The organism is Streptomyces sp. RB17 (assembly GCF_009604455.1).
In the GTDB taxonomy this organism is placed as follows: Bacteria; Actinomycetota; Actinomycetes; order Streptomycetales; family Streptomycetaceae; genus Streptomyces.
This window is the reverse complement of record NZ_WEGL01000003.1, coordinates 735,366-749,587: the sequence shown is the minus strand read 5'-3', so window position 1 is coordinate 749,587 and position 14,222 is coordinate 735,366. Positions and strand designations below refer to the sequence as shown.

Below are 14,222 nucleotides of genomic sequence, written 5' to 3'. Positions count from 1 at the left end.
CTCACCGGAGCAGGTAGGGGATGTTGACGGTGACGGCTCCGGTGGGGCAGCGGGCCGCGCACGGGCCGCAGTACCAGCATTCGTCGACGTGCATGTACGCCTTGCCGTTGGTCTCGTCGATGGCCAGGGAGTCCAGCGGGCACATGTCCACGCAGAGCGTGCAGCCGTCGATGCACTTCGACTCGTCGATGGTCACGGGCACGTCGGCCCGCTGGGGTGCCAAGGGCATGGCTGTCTCCAGGAAGCGTGCAGGCAGGGGTGTGTGCGGCGGTGTTCTACGACCGGTGGAGCAGGCCGCTCATGGTGATCCGGTCGCCGCGGAAGCGGATGAACTCCAGGTCGACGGGGCGGCCGTCGGCGAGGTGGGTGAGGCGTTCCAGCATCAGTACGGCGGCGCCGCGCGGAGCCTGGAGCACGGCGGCGGAGTGGGCGTCCGCCGTCACCGCCTCCAGGGTGATCTCGGCGTGGCCGAGGGGCCGGCCGGTGATGGCTTCCAGGAGGCGGAAGACATCGGTGTTCTCCAGGTCGGCGCCGAGCAGGGCGGTGGCGATGTCGAGCGGGATGTAGGTGAGGTCGAGGGAGAGGGGCAGGCCGTTCAGGCGACGCAGGCGCTCTATGTAGAGGACGTCGGCGCCGGCGGGGACGTGGAGGCGGTCGGCCACCGGGGAGGGAGCGGGGGCGGGGCCCATGGTGCGGACCTCGTTGGTGACGCGGCCGTGTTCGCGGAGGGTTTCCGCGAGGCCCATCAGACGGTCGAGACCGTGCGGGTACTTCCGGGCGACGACCACGGTGCCGACGCCGGGCAGCCGTTCCACCAGGCCCTCGGCCCTGAGGAGGTCCAGAGCCTGACGGACGGTGTTGCGGGAGGCTCGGTAGTCGGTGGCGAGGGTGGACTCGTGGGGGAGGGGGCCGTTCTGGAAGGCGCCGGTGAGGATCTGGCGGCGCAGCAGATCGGCGAGTTGCCGGGCCCGGTCCGCGCGCAGCCTACGACGCGCGCGGTGGGCGGCGACGGTGGTCGCGGCGCCCTGACCGGCGTGGTCGCGGGGGCGGTCGGTGGGTGGCATGGCTGGAACCATACCGATGCAGTAGGGAAAGTCGTGTTGCCGAAGTGTTGCGCCAGGTGAGGGAACATTGGACGCGCCCCTGAGCTGCGGGTTTTCCGCTCCGGCCGGGAAGATCTGCCACCCGGCCGGCCCGTCAGGACAGTGCCGTCAGCCCCGGGGCGAACGTGATCAGTAGGGGTAGCAGCGGCACCAGGGCGGCCGCTGTCGTCGTCAGGGCCCGGTGCCGGCGCAGCAGTCGTGGCGGCGGTTCCAGCAGGCGGTCCACGCGTTCGCCGAGGAGGTGGCGGCTGGAGTCGCAGGACAGGACGCCCCGGTGCTGGTTCAGCTCGATCAGCGCCAGGGCCGTGGTGAGGTGGCCGCAGTGCCGGGACGCCGTGTCGTCGGCGGCCAGTTCGACCAGGCGGTGCGTCTGGTCGCAGAAGTGGGCGAACAGCGGCACGCGCGGGAAGCCCGTGGCGAGCGCGGTGGACAGGTGCAGCAGCCAGTCGTGGTGGGCACGCGCGTGCCCGCGCTCGTGGGTGAGGACGGCGTCCAGCTGGTGGTCGGTGAGCCGGTGGAGCGCGCCGGTGGTGACGACCAGCTGCGGCGGGTGTCCGGGCATCCACCAGGCGTCCGGGTACTCGTCCTCCAGTACGAGCATCGGGCCGCGTGCCGCCGGCAGTCCGGCCGGCAGGTCGGGGGCGCGTTCCCGCAGCTGCGCGCGGGCCTGGCCACGGCTGCGGCGGGCCTCGACGAGTTCTCGTGCCAGCATCGCCGTCGTCCAGGCGGCCCCGCAGGCCAGCAGCACGGTGAGGACGGCGGCCCACACCGGCGCGGAGGAGAGGTCGTAGGCGGCGGTGACGGAGGGCGGTGCGGGGGCGAACACGCGGTCGCGGACGGTGTGGAAGACGGCCGCCGCGCCCAGGACCAGTGCGGTCAGGCAGCACAGCAGGACGGTGGCGACCAGGCACTGCCACACCCACAACGCGACGACGGGTTCCCGCTCGGGCCAGGCGGCACGGGTCAGCGCGCGCGGAGCCGGCAGAGCGGCCGTCAGGGCGACGACGCTCAGCAGGAGCAGGCAGACGGTCATGCCGGGGCTCCGGTTCCTGGTCGGAGAGTTGTTCGCGTGCCGGGTGGTGCGGAGCGACGCGCCGGGGGCGCGTCGCGTGCGTGCCTGCCCAGTATGACGGTGAGGGGCGGCGAGAGTCAGCCCTCGGCGGTGATCGGTCCCGCACGTTCCTGCTGCACGGCGCCGGTCACCCGGCGTCGCTCACCCGGCCGCCCTCACTGCGGCGCCTCTCATCCCGCCACGACCCGCCCGCTCACCTCCCCCAGCCCGACCCGGCGCCCGTCCGCACCGGGGGCCCAGGCCGACAGGGTCACCACGTCGCCGTCCTCCAGGAAGGCACGCTTGCCGTCCGGGAGTTCGAGGGGGTCGCGGCCGTTCCAGGTCAGTTCCAGCAGCGAGCCGCGCTGACGCTCGTCGGCGCCGCTCACGGTGCCCGAGCCGTACAGGTCGCCGGTGCGCAGCGAGGCGCCGTTCACCGTCATGTGGGCGAGTTGCTGGGCGGCGGTCCAGTACATGGTGGAAAAAGGCGGCTCGGAGACCACATGGCCGTTGATGGCGACGGAGATCCGCAGGTCGTAGCCGCCGGGCTCGACGCCGGGTGCCGAGTCGTCCAGGTAGGGCAGCAGCGGGTGCGTACGCTCCGGAGGCGCCACGCGCGCGTGCTCCAGCGCTTCCAGCGGGGTGATCCACGCCGACACCGAGGTCGCGAAGGACTTGCCGAGGAACGGGCCGAGCGGCACGTACTCCCAGGCCTGGATGTCCCGCGCGGACCAGTCGTTCAGCAGGCACAGCCCGAAGACGTGGTCGCGGAAGTCGCCGAGCGCGACCGGCCGGCCCAGCTCGGACGGCACGCCCACGACGAAGCCGACCTCGGCCTCGATGTCCAGCCGGATCGACGGGCCGAAGAGGGGCGCCGGGTCGGCCGGTGCCTTGCGCTGCCCGGACGGCCGTACGACGTCCGTGCCGGAGACGACGACGGTGCCGGAGCGGCCGTGGTAACCGATCGGCAGGTGCTTCCAGTTGGGGGTGAGGGAGTCCTCGGCGTCCGGGCGGAAGATCCGGCCGACGTTGCGGGCGTGGTTCTCCGAGGCGTAGAAGTCGACGTAGTCCGCCACCTCGAAGGGCAGGTGCAGGCTCACCTCCGACAGGGGGTGGAACAGCGGTTCCAGCGTCTCCCGGTGCTCGGGGTCCGTGACCCAGGCCGTGACGGAACGCCGTACCTCCGTCCAGGCCGGGCGGCCGGCGGCCAGGAGCGCGTTGAGGGTGGGCCGCGCGAGCAGCGCGTGGTGCGGTGCGCCGAGGGCGGCGGCCGCGGCACCCGCGTCGAGGACGTGGTCCCCGAGCCGGACTCCGACCCTGCGCTCCGTGCTGCCGGCGGGCGCGAACACGCCATAGGGAAGGTTGTGCGGGCCGAAGGGGTCGCCCTCGGGGACGTCGAAGGGGGGCATGGGGTGCTGCCTCACTCTCATCCGGGCCGTGCATGGCGCTCGTTCCATGTGGTCGCGCCACACGTTACGGCCGTGATGCGTGTCTTGGGCAGAGCCTCCTGCCGCACCCGCCACGGTGTCCGAAAGGTGTGTGTCGAAGGGCCTTCGAAAGGTTGCTCGCACCCTGTCTAAAGAGTTCGCAATGTCCGGATAAGCCTTGTCGGAGGCGGCAATTCCGGCTTAGCGTCCTTTGGGGACACGGACGGGGTGGGTCCGTTCCAATGGGGGGACACGTGGGGGGACCCGTGGCCGGAGACACCGTCGGTGTGCCGTTCGAGGTGGACCGGGACGTACCGGGACTGATCGTCAAGTTCGGCGACTATCCGCTGCACCACGGCGGCGTCGGCGCGATCCGCAGCCTGGGCCGGCTCGGCGTGCCCATGTACGCCATCACCGAGGACGCGTACACGCCCGCGGCATCCTCCCGTTATCTGAAGAAGGCCTTCGTGTGGCCGACGACCGGGGCGGAGGACCCGGGCCACCTGGTCGAGGGCCTGCTGCGCATCGGCCGTCGCATCGGCCGCCCCGCCGTCCTCGTCCCGACCGACGAGGAGGCCGCCGTACTGATCGCCGAGCACCAGGACGATCTTGCCGGTGCCTTTCTCTTCCCGCGCGTCGATCCCGCGCTGCCGCGCCGGCTCGCCAGCAAGCAGGGCCTGTACGAACTGTGCGTGGAGCACGGCGTCGCGAGCCCCGCGTCGGCGTTCCCGGAGTCGTACGAGGACATCGTCGCCTTCGCCGAGACGGCGCGCTTCCCGGTGGTGGCCAAGAACCGGGAGGCGTTCGTCCGGCGTAGACAGCCCGCCGTCAACGGCACCACGCGGATCGCCACCCGCGAGGGCCTGCTCACCCTCGCGCGTGACTGGGGCGCGCGGCCGGGCGTGATCCTGCAGGAGTACCTGCCGCGCGAGGAGGCCGAGGACTGGATCGTGCACGCCTGCTTCGATCAGGACGCAAGCCCCCTCGCCCTGTTCACCGGCGTCAAGGTCCGCTCGTGGCCGCCGCACGCCGGCATGACGGCGAACGCGTACGTCGTCGACAACCCGGAACTCACCGACCTCGCCGCACGTTTCATCAAACAGATCGGCTACAGCGGCATCATCGACCTCGACCTGCGCTTCGACCGGCGCGACGGACAGTACAAGCTTCTCGACTTCAACCCGCGCATGGGCGCCCAGTTCCGGCTGTTCGAGAACGAGTCGGGTGTGGACGTCGTACGCGCCATGCACCTGAATCTGACCGGCCGCCCCGTTCCGGAGGGGGAACAGCGCGCCGGCCACCGCTACATCGTGGAGAACATCGACCTCCCCGCCCTTCTCGCCTACCGCCGCAGCGGCTATACGACGCCGCACGCGCCGGCGAAGGCGAGCGGGACGGAGCTGGCCTGGCTCGCGGGTGACGACCCGCTGCCGTTCCTCACGATGCTCGCCCGCTTCGTGCGCCCGGGCGCGAAGCACCTCTATCAGTTGTGGCGGACCAACCGCCGCGGCAGCGGCACCTCCACGAAGTAGGCAAAGCCACGCCAAGAGTGGCGCACCATGTCCTGGGGAGGGACTTCGTGACTCGACCGGTTGCAGTCATCGGGGCCGGGCCGTTCGGCCTGTCCACCGCCGCCCATCTGCGGGCGCGCGGCGTCCCCGTCCGCGTCTTCGGTGACCCCATGGTCAGCTGGCGTGACCACATGCCCGAGGGCATGCTCCTGAAGTCGACCCCGGCCGCCTCGAACCTCGACTGCCCGCAGCCCGGGCACACGCTCGCCGACTACTGTGACGCGGCCGGGATCCGCCGTCTGGTGAGCGACGAGGACATCATCCCGGTGGAGACGTTCATCGCCTACGGCGAGTGGTTCCAGCAGAAGCTCGTCCCCGGCCTGGAGCGGGTACGGGTCGTCTCCGTGGACCGCGACAAGAGCGGCGGCTTCGAACTGAAACTGGACTCGGGGGAGATGTTCACCGCGCGCGCGGTTGTCGTCGCCACCGGCCTGTCGGGCCTCGCGCACCTGCCGGCGGAGCTCGCGGGAGCCGCAGCCGACGGACCGGCGCCCACCGGCCCGGTCTCGCACAGCTCCCAGCACCACGACCTGAGCCGTTTCGCCGGCAAGGAGCTGATCGTGGTCGGCTCCGGCCAGTCCGCGCTGGAGACGGCGGCGCTCGCCGCCGAGGCGGGGGCACGCGTGCGTGTCGTCGCGCGCGGCCGCGGCCGGGTCGCCTTCGGTGCCCCGCCCTGGAAGCAGCCCAAACTGCGCCCGGAGTCCCCGTTCGGCCGCGCCTGGTCGCTGTGGGCGTTCAGCTACTACCCACACCCCTACCGATACCTGCCCGAGGCCACCCGCCACTTCCTCGTCCGCCGCGTCCTCGGACCGCTCGGCGCCTGGTGGCTGCGCGAGCGCTTCGAGAGCGCGGTGCAGGTGCAGGACGTCGAGCGCGTCCTGGCCGCCGAGGTTCCGGACGGCAGCCCCGTCCTCACCGTCCGCACCCACGGCGGGCACCCCGAGCGGCTCACCGCCGACCACGTCATCGCCGCCACCGGCTACCGCGTCGACATCGCGGCGATGGACTTCCTCGGGCACGAGCTGCGCACCCGGCTCGCGGTGAGCCGCGGTACGCCGAAGCTCGGCCCCGGCTTCGTCTCGTCCGTTCCCGGCCTGTACTTCACCGGTCTGCCGGCGGCGTCGTCGTACGGCCCGGTGATGCGCTTCGTCTGCGGTACGGAGTTCGCCTCGCCGCGCCTGACGAATCACCTGGCGTCGGCCCACGGCTGAGGCCGCCCGGCGCCCGGATCTCCTTCGCCGGCGCTGATCAACGAGGAGGGGGAGGACATCACTTGGGGCGGACCAGTACGTAAGTGCGCAGGGCGACAGGATGAGTCGGCGGGGCTCGGTATCCGTATTCTCTGATCATGGCAGCCTCCCCCGCATTTTCACTGATCGCCACCGACCTGGACGGAACACTGCTACGCGGCGACGACACCGTCTCCGACCGGTCGCTGGCCGCGCTCGGGCGGGTGGCGCGGGCCGGTGCCCGGCACCTGGTGGTGACGGGCCGCCCGGCCCCGCGGGTACGGCAGCTCCTCGCGCACCTGGGCTGCACGGGGCTCGCGGTGTGTGCGCAGGGCGCACAGGTCTACGACGCCGGGACCGGCCGCCTGCTGTGGTCGGTCCGGCTGGACCGGGAGCTGGCCGAGACCGCCCTCGGCAAGATCGAGGCCGAAGTGGGGCAGGTGTACGCGGCCGTCGACCAGGACGGGGCCGACGGGCTCACGCTGATCGAGCCCGGGTACCGGATGCCGCACCCGACCCTGCCCGCGGTACGGGTCGGCCGGCGCGACGACCTGTGGTGCGCGCCGATCAGCAAGGTGCTGCTACGCCATTCCGCCCTGTCTGACGACGAGTTGGCGGCCATCGCGCGCGCGGTGGTGGGCTCGCTGGCCACGGTCACCATGTCCGGGCCGGGGACCGTGGAGCTCCAGCCGTCCGGGGTGACCAAGGCGACCGGTCTCGCGCTGGCCGCGGAGCGCCTCGGTATCGCGGCGGGGGAGGCGCTGGCGTTCGGCGACATGCCCAACGACATCCCGATGTTCGACTGGGCCGGACGCGGGGTTGCCATGGCCAACGCGCATCCCGAACTGAAGGCGGCGGCCGACGAGATCACCCTGTCGAACGAGGACGACGGCATCGCCGTCGTCCTCGAAAGACTGTTCCCGACCGACTGACCGGCATATCAGTACCCGACCGCCGTCCCCGGTCAGTACCGGCCGCCGTCCCCGGTCAGCGGCCGGCCGTCTCCGGTCAGTACCCGTCCGGTCGGCCGTCCCCGGTCACTACTCGGCCGTCCACGGAAGCAGCGACGGCCGCCCGGTGTGCCCGTCCGTCAGGTGTGGGAACAGCCGGGCGGCCGATGCCGTGCCGGTCAGCGGGAACGTCAGTACGCGCTGGACACGTTGTCGATCGACCCGTACCGGGCGGCGGCGTAGTTGCAGGCTGCGGTGATGTTGGCGACCGGGTCGTAGGGGTCGAAGGAGGTGCCGGCCACGTGGTAGGCGTTGAAGGTCGGGTCGATCACCTGGAGCAGTCCCTTGGACGGGATGCCCTTGGCGGCGTTGGAGTCCCAGAGGTTGATGGCGCGCGGGTTGCCGGAGGACTCCCGCATGACGTTGCGGTAGATGCCGTTGTAGGTGCCCGGAATACCCTTCTGGGTCATGATCGCGAGGGACTCGCGGATCCAGCCGTCGAGGTTGTTCGAGTAACCGGCGGGGCTGGTGGAGACCGTCGTGGAGGTCGTGCCGGTGGCCGCGGAGGCGCTGGTGGCGCCGATGAGCGGCAGGGCGAGGACGGCGGCACCGGTGCCGGCGACGGCGAGCACACGGGCGAAGCGGTTGGTGCGGGGGCGGCGGTGCCGAGCAGTAGCAGGCATGGCGAAGTCCTCTCCGGCGCCTGCGAGGTGAGCTGTCGGGTTCGGGCGGGGAGGTGCCCGGCCGCGCCTTCGTGTGAAGGCACGGCTTCACCCCTAGCCGTTCCGGTGCGGCGTGTGCCGACCGGCCCGGCGGACTTACCTGGGTCCCCCGCTCCTGCCGTACGAATGAGTTCGTCGATGGGTCTTGCAGGCGGCGGCAGGATTCGGCGTCCGCCTGATGGCCCGGAACGTATGCGAGAGCACATGTCAGGAACAAGTACCTGATGCACACAAAGCACTGTTTGACCTTTGTCTGTGCCGTATGTGGTACTTGATCCTTTGCGGTTGCCAACGCTCAACTCGCGGACCGGGCAAGGGGAGAGGCTGACCTGACGTGCCCTCGGCGCCGGAGGTCACCGTGACCCAATTCACGAAATAACAAAGTAGTTCAAACCGGACATGAGGGGTTCGCGTGGATCGGTCGGCGGGTGGCGGAACCCGTGACGTGGTGCCTGTCGTTGTCCGGGATGTACCCATTACTCCGCTCGCCCCCGGCTCGCGACAAACCGTGCGAGTTCCTGTTAAGTCGATACATATCTGTTCTTATCACTTGATCAAAAACATACCGGTCGTGATCCGATACCGCCCAGGCTGGACCGGTGGGCGCTATCGGTGATCGAAACAGGACCGGATACGCTGACTTGAGTGATGGCAGCGACCTATCGACAAACCGTGTAATCGCCAGCAGACACCAGCAGACAGGAGACCCCTCGTGACCGTCGTCGGGCCGTTCGGGCTGAGCGTGCGGGACCAGGCTCTGGAAGCCGATGTCCAGGCCGGATTGGCGGCTGTCGAGGAAGGCTTGCTCGAGGCCACCAAGAGCGAGGTCCCGTTCATCACGGAGGCCGCGCAGCACCTCGTGCGAGCCGGCGGGAAGCGGTTCCGGCCGCTGCTCGTGATGCTCGCGGCCCAGTTCGGCGACCCCTACGCGCCGGGCATCGTGCCGTCGGCCGTGGTCGTGGAGCTGACCCACCTGGCCACGCTGTACCACGACGACGTCATGGACGAGGCCGCCGTGCGGCGCGGCGTGGACAGCGCCAACACCCGCTGGGGCAACTCCGTCGCGGTCCTCACCGGCGACTTCCTGTTCGCCCGCGCCTCCCAGATCCTCGCCGACCTCGGCCCCGAGGCGGTCCGGGTGCAGGCCCTCGCCTTCGAGCGGCTGGTCACGGGCCAGATCCTGGAGACCGCTGGCCCCTCCGACGGCCGCGACCCGGTCGATCACTACCTGGACGTGCTCGGCGGCAAGACGGGCTCGCTGGTGGCGGTGTCGTGCCGGTTCGGCGCGATGATGTCCGGTGCCGACGAGACGGTCGTCGACGTCCTCACCCAGTACGGCGAGCGGCTCGGGGTCGCCTTCCAGCTCGCCGACGACGTCCTGGACATCGCCTCCGACTCGCACGAGTCCGGCAAGACCCCGGGCACCGACCTGCGCGAGGGCGTCCCGACCCTGCCCGTGCTCCGGCTGCGCGAGCGCGCCGCCCGCCTCGGGCTGGCCGAGGACATCGCCCTGTGCGAACTGCTGGACTCCGACCTCAGCGACGACGCCCGGCACGCCGAGGCGCTGGCCGCGCTGCGCACCCACCCCGCGCTGGAGCAGGCCCGCCGGGACACGGTCCGGTACGCCGAGGAGGCCCGGTCCGCGCTGGCTCCGCTGCGGGAGTGCGACGCCAAGGCCGCACTGATGGAGCTGTGCGACGCGGTGGTCCACCGCGCCGGCTGATCCGGCCGCCTGCCGCACCCCACCGGACCGGACCACGCCTCCGGCCGTACGAGGGGCCCGCTGCCGGCTGTGCGCCTCTCGGCGCGTCCGGCCGTGCTCCTTGCCCCGTTCAGGGCCGAGCGGCCGGTGCATCCGTACGCTCCCTGCACCCCTTGCACCCCCGTACGCCCCCCTCCGTTCCGGTGACACCCCTACGGGTCGGTGGAGTTCCAGGGCCTTCATGTCATACCGCAGGCGTATGCGGAGTTGGCTCCGAGGTCTGACGCATCTTCATGGCTCATTTGGTGAGATGGAAACCACGGAAATCACCACTCCTCACCGATTCGGGTGAGAATGGCGGCTCAGGTGGACCAGAGTGAGAACAGCCGCCGCCGACGACGGAGGTAAGGCACACATGGCACCGTACGAATCCGACGACACAGTGGACGCCGCGCGCGACGAGGAGCGGCGCGCCGGACGCCGCAGGGCCGCCCGTTACGCGGTCCCGGTCGCCGTGGTGGGGGTCGCGGCGGCCACGATCGGTCTGGTCCCGGCGCTCGCCGCCTCCGGCGACCCGGACCTGCCGAGGATCACCGCACAGCAGCTCATCGAGAAGATCGCCAAGTCGGACGTGCAGCAGCTGTCCGGTACCGTGCGGATCGACACCGACCTCGGCCTGCCGGACCTCGGCGGCCTGGAGAACAGCCTGGCCTCCGGCGTCGCCAAGGGCTCCGGCGACGGCTCCTCCGCCGACCCGCAGTCCCAGCTCACCTCGCTGGTCTCCGGCACGCACACGCTGCGCGTCGCCGCCGACGGCCCCGAGAAGCAGAAACTGTCGCTGCTGGAGAGCGGCTCCGAGTACAGCCTCATCCACAACGGCAAGAACGTGTGGGGCTACAACAGCAAGACCAACGAGGTGTACCACGGCACCTCGGCCGACGCCGGCAAGGAGCGCCGGGCCGAGCCGCCGGCCACGCCGAAGGACTTCGCCGACCAGGCGCTGAAGTCGGTGGACGGCACCACGTCGGTCACCGTCGACGGCACCGAGCGGGTCGCCGGCCGCGACGCCTACAAGCTGCTGATCAAGCCCAGGCAGTCCGGCACCACGGTCGGCGCCGTCAGTATCGCCGTCGACGCGAAGACGGGCATGCCGCTGAAGTTCACGCTGACACCGAAGAGCGGCGGCGCCGCCGTCCTCGACGTGGGCTTCACCCAGGTCTCCTTCGCCGAGCCGGCCGCTTCCACCTTCACCTTCACCCCGCCCAAGGGCGCGAAGGTGACGCAGGAGAAGCAGGATTCGGCGGCTCGCAAGCACGCGCCCGCGTCCGGCGAGGACTTCGGCCGGGGCATGAACGGCTCCGCTGTCCTCGGCAAGGGCTGGACGTCCATCGCCACCTTCGACACCGGCGCCAAGGGCGGCCTGCCGACCGGCTCCCGGGGCGGTGACCTCGGCGGCTTCCTCGGCTCGCTCGGCGACAAGGTCTCCGGAAAGTTCGGCAAGGGCACGGTCTTCTCCACCCGCCTGGTCAACGCCCTGATCACCGACGACGGCAAGGTGTACGCCGGCGCGGTCACCAAGGACGCCCTGGTGAAGGCGGCGAACGAAGGGAAGTGATCCTGTCCGGGCACTACGGACCGTGACCGTGCGTTGACCCTTCACGGGAGCACGAATCGAGGGGGAGCCGATGGACGGACCGTCCGCGACGGAGCGGGAAGCGGGGGGCGCGGGGAAGCGTGCCCCAGGGGAGGTCGAGGACGCGGGGAAGCCTGCCCCGGGGCAGGTGGAGGCGAGTGTCATCGCCACCCGGGGCCTCACCAAGCGATACCGCGGCGGACAGCTCGCCGTCGACGGCCTCGACCTGACCGTCCCGGCGGGCAGCGTCTTCGGCTTCCTCGGTCCGAACGGCTCGGGCAAGACCACCACCATTCGCATGCTGATGGGCCTGATCCAGCCCACGGCCGGCACGGCACGCGTGCTGGGCCGCCCGATGCCCCGGGCGGCCCGGTCCGTCCTCCCGCAGGTCGGCGCGCTCATCGAGGGCCCCGCGCTGTACGGCTTCCTCTCCGGCCGCGACAACCTGCTGCGCTACGACGCCGCCGACCCGACCGCCGACCCCCGTACCCGGCGCGCCCGCGTCGCCGCCGCCCTGGACCGGGTGGGTCTCGCGGCCGCCGCCGGCAAGAAGGCGAAGGCGTACTCGCTGGGCATGAGACAGCGCCTCGGTCTGGCCGCCGCGCTGCTCCAGCCGCGCCGGCTGCTCGTCCTGGACGAGCCCACCAACGGCCTCGACCCACAGGGCATGCGGGAGATCCGCTCCCTGATCCGGGAGCTGGCCGCCGATGGCACGACGGTCTTCCTCTCCTCCCATCTCCTCGACGAGATCGAGCAGGTCTGCACCCATGCGGCGGTCATGGCGCGGGGCCGGCTCGTCACCCAGGGTGCGGTGGCCGACCTGGCGGCAGGGGCGCGCGGCCGGCTGGTGGTGACCACCCCGGATCCGGCCGAGGCGGCCCGGGTGCTGAAGGAACAGGGGGTCGGGGACGTCACCGCCGACGGCGACCGGGTCACCGGCGAACCACCCGCGCGGGACCTCGCCGAGGTGAACGCGGCCCTGGTCGCTGCGGGAGTCCGGGTCCGGGGGTTCACGGTCGAACGGGCCTCGCTGGAGGACGCGTTCGTGGCACTGACGGGGGAGGGCTTCGATGTCGCCGGCTGAGACGGTCTCCGGATCCGAGACGGTTCCCGGGGCCGGGACGGCCCCCGGGGCCGGGACGGCCCCCGGGGTCGCCGCCGTGCGTCGGCCGAGCCCCCTGTGGGTGTTCGGGCTGCTGCGCAGCGAGCTCGTCACGACCCTTCGCCGCTGGCGCACGCTCGCCCTGCTCGGGGTGCTGGCCGCCGTGCCGGTGCTGGTCGGGATCGCGGTGAAGATCCAGACGGGCGGCGGCAGGACGCCGGACCACAGCGGGCAGGGCCCGGCGTTCATGACGCAGATCACCAACAACGGCCTGTTCCTGGTGTTCACGGCGCTGGCCGCGACCCTGCCGTTCTTCCTGCCCATGGCCGTCGGGGTCGTCGCGGGCGACGCGATAGCGGGCGAGGCGAGCGCGGGCACCCTGCGCTATCTGCTGGTCGCCCCGGCCGGCCGTACCCGGCTGCTGCTCACCAAGTACACGACGGTGCTGGCCTTCTGTGTGCTGGCCACGCTGGTCGTGGCGGGCTCGGCGCTGGTCGTGGGCGCGCTGCTCTTCCCGCTGGGCGACCTCACGACCATATCGGGCACCCGGATCAGCTACGCCGACGGGCTCGGCCGGGCCCTGCTGATCGCACTGGTGGTCGCCGCCTCACTGGTCGGCCTGGCGGCGCTCGGCCTGTTCGTGTCGACCCTCACGAACAGCGGCATCGCGGCCATGGCGACGACCGTCGGCATACTCATCACGGTCCAGATCCTCGACCAGATACCCCAGTTGCACGCGCTGCGGCCGTACCTCTTCTCGCACTACTGGCTGTCCTTCGCCGACCTGGTGCGCGACCCCGTCTACTGGGACGACCTGGTGAAGAACCTCGGCCTCCAGGGGCTGTACGCGGCCGTGTTCGGCTCGGCGGCCTGGGCGCGGTTCACGACGAAGGACATCAGCGCCTAGGGCAGGCCGGCAGACGTCTCGTACGGGAAGCGTGCGAAGGGCGCGTCCTGTGCGAAGAAGGTCTTCGCACGTGCCAGCGCGTCGGCGTCCTTCAGTACGTCACCCCGAGCGCTGCCGTTGCCCAGCAGCACGCCGCCGAAGCGCATCCCCATGTAGGCGGCCGAGTTGTTGAGCGTGCCGGCATAGGGGTCGGCGACCGACGGCTCGTCATGGGCGAGCGCGGCGATGCCCCAGAGGGTGCGCCCGGCCAGGGTCGCCTTGAAGTCGACGCCCGGGGTGCGCAGCCAGCCCGACCAATAGTCCAGGTAGCGCTTGGTCAGGCCGGACAGCGAGTACCAGTAGAGCGGCGAGGCGATCACGATGTCGGTGGCCGCCAGCGTGGCATCCAGCAGCAGACCGGTCGCGCTGTCGGAGGGCGGCCGCACGTGGTCGCTGTCGTGCCGCAGGTCCACGAAGTCGGGCAGCGGGTGCTCGGCCAGGCGGATCCAGCGCTGTTCGACGTCACCGGGCAGCTGCTCGGCCGCCGCGCGGGCCAGCAGTTCGGTGTTGCCCTCGGCGCGGGCGCTGCCCAGGACGAAAAGAAAACGACGACTCATGGGTCCCCCGGAGGCGTGCTGTCGCATCACTGAATAAAGACTCATGCATTTTATGCACACGCAAGAAGTTCGCGCCAGAGTGCGCCGCCAGGGTGCGTCCAGGTGCGCCAGGGTGCGGCTGGTGCGAGGCTGTGACGCTGCGGTGACGCGGAAACCGTAGGGAGCCGACACACTGGTCGGCAGGGCGCGTACGACCGGATCGCGACGCCGGGGGAGTGAGGGAAGACCG

13 protein-coding genes and 1 riboswitch are annotated in these 14,222 nt (G+C 71.2%); of the genes, 7 read left to right on the top strand and 6 right to left on the bottom strand.

The features are described 5' to 3' along the window. Nucleotide 1: 1 nt before the first annotated feature. The 4 genes from SRB17_RS17190 to fahA form a co-directional block, all read right to left on the bottom strand. On the bottom strand, nucleotides 2-229 hold the full coding sequence (locus tag SRB17_RS17190) for a 4Fe-4S dicluster domain-containing protein (RefSeq protein ID WP_153539424.1): 228 nt from the start codon (nucleotides 227-229) through the stop codon (nucleotides 2-4). A 46-nt stretch (nucleotides 230-275) separates the two neighbouring features. Further along, nucleotides 276-1,064: a GntR family transcriptional regulator gene (locus SRB17_RS17185; RefSeq protein ID WP_153539422.1), complete on the bottom strand. Its 789-nt coding sequence runs from the start codon at nucleotides 1,062-1,064 to the stop codon at nucleotides 276-278. Nucleotides 1,065-1,197: 133 nt separating this feature from the next. Then, nucleotides 1,198-2,136: a M56 family metallopeptidase gene (locus tag SRB17_RS17180; RefSeq protein WP_153539420.1), complete on the bottom strand. Its 939-nt coding sequence runs from the start codon at nucleotides 2,134-2,136 to the stop codon at nucleotides 1,198-1,200. A 209-nt stretch (nucleotides 2,137-2,345) separates the two neighbouring features. Next, the gene (fahA, locus tag SRB17_RS17175) at nucleotides 2,346-3,563 is read right to left on the bottom strand and encodes a fumarylacetoacetase (protein WP_153539418.1); all 1,218 of its coding nucleotides are present in this window, start codon (nucleotides 3,561-3,563) and stop codon (nucleotides 2,346-2,348) included. A 305-nt stretch (nucleotides 3,564-3,868) separates the two neighbouring features. Here fahA and SRB17_RS17170 point away from each other — a divergent pair, with 305 nt between their 5' ends. The 3 genes from SRB17_RS17170 (at nucleotide 3,869) to SRB17_RS17160 (ending at nucleotide 7,313) form a co-directional block, all read left to right on the top strand. Beyond that, on the top strand, nucleotides 3,869-5,113 hold the full coding sequence (locus SRB17_RS17170) for an ATP-grasp domain-containing protein (protein ID WP_323375829.1): 1,245 nt from the start codon (nucleotides 3,869-3,871) through the stop codon (nucleotides 5,111-5,113). Between the two features lie 47 nt (nucleotides 5,114-5,160). Next, nucleotides 5,161-6,363, top strand: a complete 1,203-nt coding sequence (locus SRB17_RS17165; protein WP_323375728.1) for an FAD-dependent oxidoreductase — start codon at nucleotides 5,161-5,163, stop codon at nucleotides 6,361-6,363. A 137-nt stretch (nucleotides 6,364-6,500) separates the two neighbouring features. Further along, on the top strand, nucleotides 6,501-7,313 hold the full coding sequence (locus SRB17_RS17160) for an HAD family hydrolase (RefSeq protein WP_153539414.1): 813 nt from the start codon (nucleotides 6,501-6,503) through the stop codon (nucleotides 7,311-7,313). 209 nt (nucleotides 7,314-7,522) lie between these two features. Here the strand turns inward: SRB17_RS17160 and SRB17_RS17155 are convergent, their stop codons facing one another. After that, nucleotides 7,523-8,014 carry a transglycosylase SLT domain-containing protein gene (locus tag SRB17_RS17155; protein ID WP_153539412.1) on the bottom strand — a complete coding sequence of 164 codons (492 nt, stop codon included), beginning with the start codon at nucleotides 8,012-8,014 and terminating at the stop codon, nucleotides 7,523-7,525. Nucleotides 8,015-8,018: 4 nt separating this feature from the next. Then, nucleotides 8,019-8,201: riboswitch (cyclic di-AMP (ydaO/yuaA leader) on the bottom strand. A gap of 564 nt (nucleotides 8,202-8,765) precedes the next feature. On the opposite strand from SRB17_RS17155, the gene SRB17_RS17150 reads away from it, so the two are divergent. The 4 genes from SRB17_RS17150 (at nucleotide 8,766) to SRB17_RS17135 (ending at nucleotide 13,397) form a co-directional block, all read left to right on the top strand. Then, entirely contained in the window at nucleotides 8,766-9,776 is a 1,011-nt protein-coding gene (locus SRB17_RS17150; RefSeq protein ID WP_323375726.1) for a polyprenyl synthetase family protein, read from the top strand. Between the two features lie 394 nt (nucleotides 9,777-10,170). Then, the gene (locus SRB17_RS17145; protein ID WP_153539410.1) at nucleotides 10,171-11,370 is read left to right on the top strand and encodes a LolA family protein; all 1,200 of its coding nucleotides are present in this window, start codon (nucleotides 10,171-10,173) and stop codon (nucleotides 11,368-11,370) included. Nucleotides 11,371-11,440: 70 nt separating this feature from the next. Further along, entirely contained in the window at nucleotides 11,441-12,472 is a 1,032-nt protein-coding gene (locus SRB17_RS17140) for an ABC transporter ATP-binding protein (protein WP_153539407.1), read from the top strand. Then, entirely contained in the window at nucleotides 12,459-13,397 is a 939-nt protein-coding gene (locus tag SRB17_RS17135) for an ABC transporter permease (protein WP_153539405.1), read from the top strand. Before SRB17_RS17140 ends, SRB17_RS17135 begins: the two co-directional genes overlap by 14 nt. Here SRB17_RS17135 and SRB17_RS17130 read toward each other — a convergent pair. Continuing rightward, a complete protein-coding gene (locus SRB17_RS17130; RefSeq protein ID WP_153539382.1) occupies nucleotides 13,394-13,993 on the bottom strand; it encodes a flavodoxin family protein in 600 nt (199 codons plus the stop codon). The genes SRB17_RS17135 and SRB17_RS17130 overlap by 4 nt on opposite strands. Nucleotides 13,994-14,222 lie beyond the last annotated feature (229 nt).

Bases quoted from the DNA above. Each gene is read 5' to 3' on its own strand.
- SRB17_RS17190 (WP_153539424.1), bottom strand. From the start codon at position 229: ATGCCCTTGGCACCCCAGCGGGCCGACGTGCCCGTGACCATCGACGAG.
- SRB17_RS17185 (WP_153539422.1), bottom strand. From the start codon at position 1,064: ATGCCACCCACCGACCGCCCCCGCGACCACGCCGGTCAGGGCGCCGCG.
- SRB17_RS17180 (WP_153539420.1), bottom strand. From the start codon at position 2,136: ATGACCGTCTGCCTGCTCCTGCTGAGCGTCGTCGCCCTGACGGCCGCT.
- fahA (WP_153539418.1), bottom strand. From the start codon at position 3,563: ATGCCCCCCTTCGACGTCCCCGAGGGCGACCCCTTCGGCCCGCACAAC.
- SRB17_RS17160 (WP_153539414.1), top strand. From the start codon at position 6,501: ATGGCAGCCTCCCCCGCATTTTCACTGATCGCCACCGACCTGGACGGA.
- SRB17_RS17155 (WP_153539412.1), bottom strand. From the start codon at position 8,014: ATGCCTGCTACTGCTCGGCACCGCCGCCCCCGCACCAACCGCTTCGCC.
- SRB17_RS17145 (WP_153539410.1), top strand. From the start codon at position 10,171: ATGGCACCGTACGAATCCGACGACACAGTGGACGCCGCGCGCGACGAG.
- SRB17_RS17140 (WP_153539407.1), top strand. From the start codon at position 11,441: ATGGACGGACCGTCCGCGACGGAGCGGGAAGCGGGGGGCGCGGGGAAG.
- SRB17_RS17135 (WP_153539405.1), top strand. From the start codon at position 12,459: ATGTCGCCGGCTGAGACGGTCTCCGGATCCGAGACGGTTCCCGGGGCC.
- SRB17_RS17130 (WP_153539382.1), bottom strand. From the start codon at position 13,993: ATGAGTCGTCGTTTTCTTTTCGTCCTGGGCAGCGCCCGCGCCGAGGGC.